At 69.2% G+C, this 2835-nt stretch carries 3 protein-coding genes; 1 reads left to right on the top strand and 2 read right to left on the bottom strand.

The window, feature by feature from the left end; all coding sequences use genetic code 11:
• Positions 1-55: 55 nt before the first annotated feature.
• On the bottom strand, positions 56-784 hold the full coding sequence (locus FZ988_RS18345; RefSeq protein ID WP_149205491.1) for a coiled-coil domain-containing protein: 729 nt from the start codon (positions 782-784) through the stop codon (positions 56-58).
• Positions 785-1030: 246 nt separating this feature from the next.
• Between FZ988_RS18345 and FZ988_RS18350 the strand changes: the two genes are divergently transcribed.
• A complete protein-coding gene (locus FZ988_RS18350) occupies positions 1031-1330 on the top strand; it encodes a DF family (seleno)protein (protein ID WP_149205492.1) in 300 nt (99 codons plus the stop codon).
• A gap of 17 nt (positions 1331-1347) precedes the next feature.
• Here FZ988_RS18350 and FZ988_RS18355 read toward each other — a convergent pair whose 3' ends face one another.
• Positions 1348-2739, bottom strand: a complete 1392-nt coding sequence (locus tag FZ988_RS18355) for an urease accessory protein UreH domain-containing protein (protein WP_188079186.1) — start codon at positions 2737-2739, stop codon at positions 1348-1350.
• Positions 2740-2835 lie beyond the last annotated feature (96 nt).

Below are 2835 nucleotides of genomic sequence, written 5' to 3' on the forward strand. Positions count from 1 at the left end.
TCGGGATACTTCCTCGGTGCTGCCATGACCCTCATCCTCCGTGGGTTGAGAGCCTCTACGGAAGTCGGGGCGGTTCAAAGAGGTCCTCGATCTCGTCCTGGCGTGCCTGTACGGTCGCCCGGGCGGCGTCGGCGTCGGCGAGCTTGGCGTCAGCAAGAGCCTTGAGGTCGGCGATCTCAGCCTCGACGGCCACCAGGCGCGCTTCTTGGTTGCGCGTGGTGCCGCGGACCTGCTCGAGCTCGCGTAGCGCGCGAGTCTGGATCTTCAGTGCTGAGTCGGCCAGGGATGAGGCGGCGACGGCCTCCTCAGTGCTGGCGGCGTCGAGCAGCATCGACAGGGACGGAGCGCTCAGGGAGCCCTTGTACGCCTCCCGCGCCATCTCTGCGATGCTGGCTCTGACCGTCACGGAGCGCTCTGCGTCCTCCTGAAGCTGGCGGGCAACGGCGTCGGCCTCTTCCTCCGAGCTGAGAAGGCGCTGCTCCACCACGGCCAGCTCTCGTTGCAGAGCGGACACGACAGCCTCTGCCGCGGCCAGCTCAACCTCGACCGCGGGCAGCTGAGCCGCGATCGTCTCGCGCTCGGCGTAGGCCGCGACGAGGGCTGCGTCCGTGTCCTCGAGCAGCTCGTCGATCTCCTCGATTGAGAGCCCGACGGTGCGCTGCTGCTCCTGGGTGCGAGCGCGTTGGTCGTCGTACTCACTGCCCTGTGCAGGGACCGCCAATGCCACGCCGAGGCCAAGTGCAGCCGTAGCAGCAAGGAGTCTGAAATGAATGACGGTCCGCATCGAGTGGATTCCTCCGGCCGTGCTCCGGGCGCCGGGAGTCGACGCATGGGCCGATGATGGACGACTGACGCCGGTGATGCCCGGCCGAATGTGCGCGTGGGCTCAAACTTCATGGAAGTTTGATCGCACCGCACCGGTGAGTGCCGGACGTGCCCGCGCTGAGCGGATCGGCACCGCCGATTTCCTGGACCGTGTGCCTTCGTTCACAGATCGCCATCGCCTGCCCCGGTGGGTCACAATGAGGTCATGCAGATCCAGCTGTTGTACTTCGATGGCTGCCCCAACTGGCACGACATGCACGACCGACTTCGTGAGGCGATGGCTTTGGCCGGCGACGACGGCGCTGTCGAGCTGGTCGAGGTGCGCAGCCCGGCTCAGGCGGCGCAGTGGGGGTTCCACGGGTCGCCCTCGATCCTGGTGGACGGCCAAGACCCGTTCGCCGAGCCGGGCGCTGCGGTCGGTCTGGCCTGTCGTCTCTATCGCACCCCGGAGGGGTTGCGTGGGGCACCCTCGCTGGACCAGCTGGCTGCTGTCCTCGCCCGGTGAGCCGGGGCCGGTGAAGCTCAGGGAGCGGCCGCCGTAGGCTCCTCGATCACGGTGATCGCGCCCCAGTACATGCCCATGCCACACGAGTAGCGCAGGGTCCCGGTCTGTGTGGGGGTGAAGGTCAGGACGTTGAGGCCTGGTTCGAGGACCATCGGCTCGATTCCGAGGTCGGCGGAGTAGAGCGAGGCCGCGCAGCTGACCGCCACGGAGTCGATCTCCCAGCGGACCTCGCGGCCGAGGTACACCGTCGCAGTGGCCGGCTCGTAGCCCGTGGCTACCTGGCGGGTCTTGAGAACCTGGATGTCGCCCTCGATCTCGACGTTGGTGGACAGCCCGTCCTGGGTGGGGCCGGTGGCGGTGGTCGCGGTGGGGGGTGCGATGAGGGCCGGGAGGAGGATCCCGGCGGCACCCGAGATGTTGATCGCGGCGAAGGCGAGGACGGCCACGCCGGCGAAGCGGAAGAACCGGGTTGCCGTCGCTCCCCGGACGGCGGCGGTGAGCCCGCCGATGCCGAGCAGCCCGGGGAGGGTGCCGAGCGCGAAGAGGCTCATGATCAGACCGGCGCGGAGCGGGCTGCCGGTGGACATCGCATAGACCTGGACCGCCTGGGTGAAGCCGCAGGGGAGCAGGAACGTGCCCGCCCCGAGGAGGGCTGCTCGCCCGTCGCTGTAGGGGCCGTCCGCACGGTCGAGTCGCAGCAGCCGCATGAGTGCCGGGGGCAGGGTCAGGGTCCCGCCTCGGGACAGGCGTGGCGAGAGGCTCGTGAGCTTCAGCCCGACCGATGCCATCACGAGTGAGACGACGACCATCATGACCGCCAACGCCCGGCCGCTGAGCGTGAACGCGGAACCGAGCAACCCGACGAGGGAGCCGAGGACCCCGAAACCGACCACCCGCCCGAAGTTGAACGCCAGCTGCGGTCGCAGCCGCTGGACGGTCGACGCCTGGGGATGGAGCTCGGCATGCCGCGCCGAGACGGCGAGCACCAGTCCGCCGACGAGCGCCATGCAGGTGGACAGGCCTGCGGCGACGCCCAGGACGACGACCATCGCGAGGCTCCCGGAGGACGCGAGGGTGCCGACCTGGCCTGCGAGGTCGCTGAGGCCACTGACCTGCAGGACCAGGCCCAGTCCGGCCAGCACCACCACCGCGGCGAGGACGTCACCCCAGACGGTCCTGTCCGAGGTGAGCCAGCCGGGCTCGTCACGACCTGGCTCGTACCCGGCCCGCTGGATCGCCTTGTGGAGTCGTCCGCGGGGGACATGGGCGTCGGTGTGGACCCGTGCGATGCCGCGGCGGACCGACACCTTGACCCGCAGGACTCCCGGGACGGTGCGGAGCGCCTTGCTGATGCGTACCTCGCAGGCCTGGCAGGTCATGCCCTTGACGGGCACGTCGATCACAGCCATGGGTGTCCTTGCGTCGTGTGGTTGAACCGCCCCGGCGTGTCCGGAGACTTCAGTCCTTGGAAGGGTTGGGATCGGGGTCATGTCGAGTGGTGCGTC

The organism is Actinotalea subterranea (assembly GCF_008364845.1).
Classification (GTDB): Bacteria; Actinomycetota; Actinomycetes; order Actinomycetales; family Cellulomonadaceae; genus Actinotalea; species Actinotalea subterranea.

Coding starts and splice junctions, on each gene's coding strand:
- FZ988_RS18345 (WP_149205491.1), bottom strand. CDS start 784: ATGCGGACCGTCATTCATTTCAGACTCCTTGCTGCTACGGCTGCACTT.
- FZ988_RS18355 (WP_188079186.1), bottom strand. CDS start 2,739: ATGGCTGTGATCGACGTGCCCGTCAAGGGCATGACCTGCCAGGCCTGC.
- FZ988_RS18350 (WP_149205492.1), top strand. CDS start 1,031: ATGCAGATCCAGCTGTTGTACTTCGATGGCTGCCCCAACTGGCACGAC.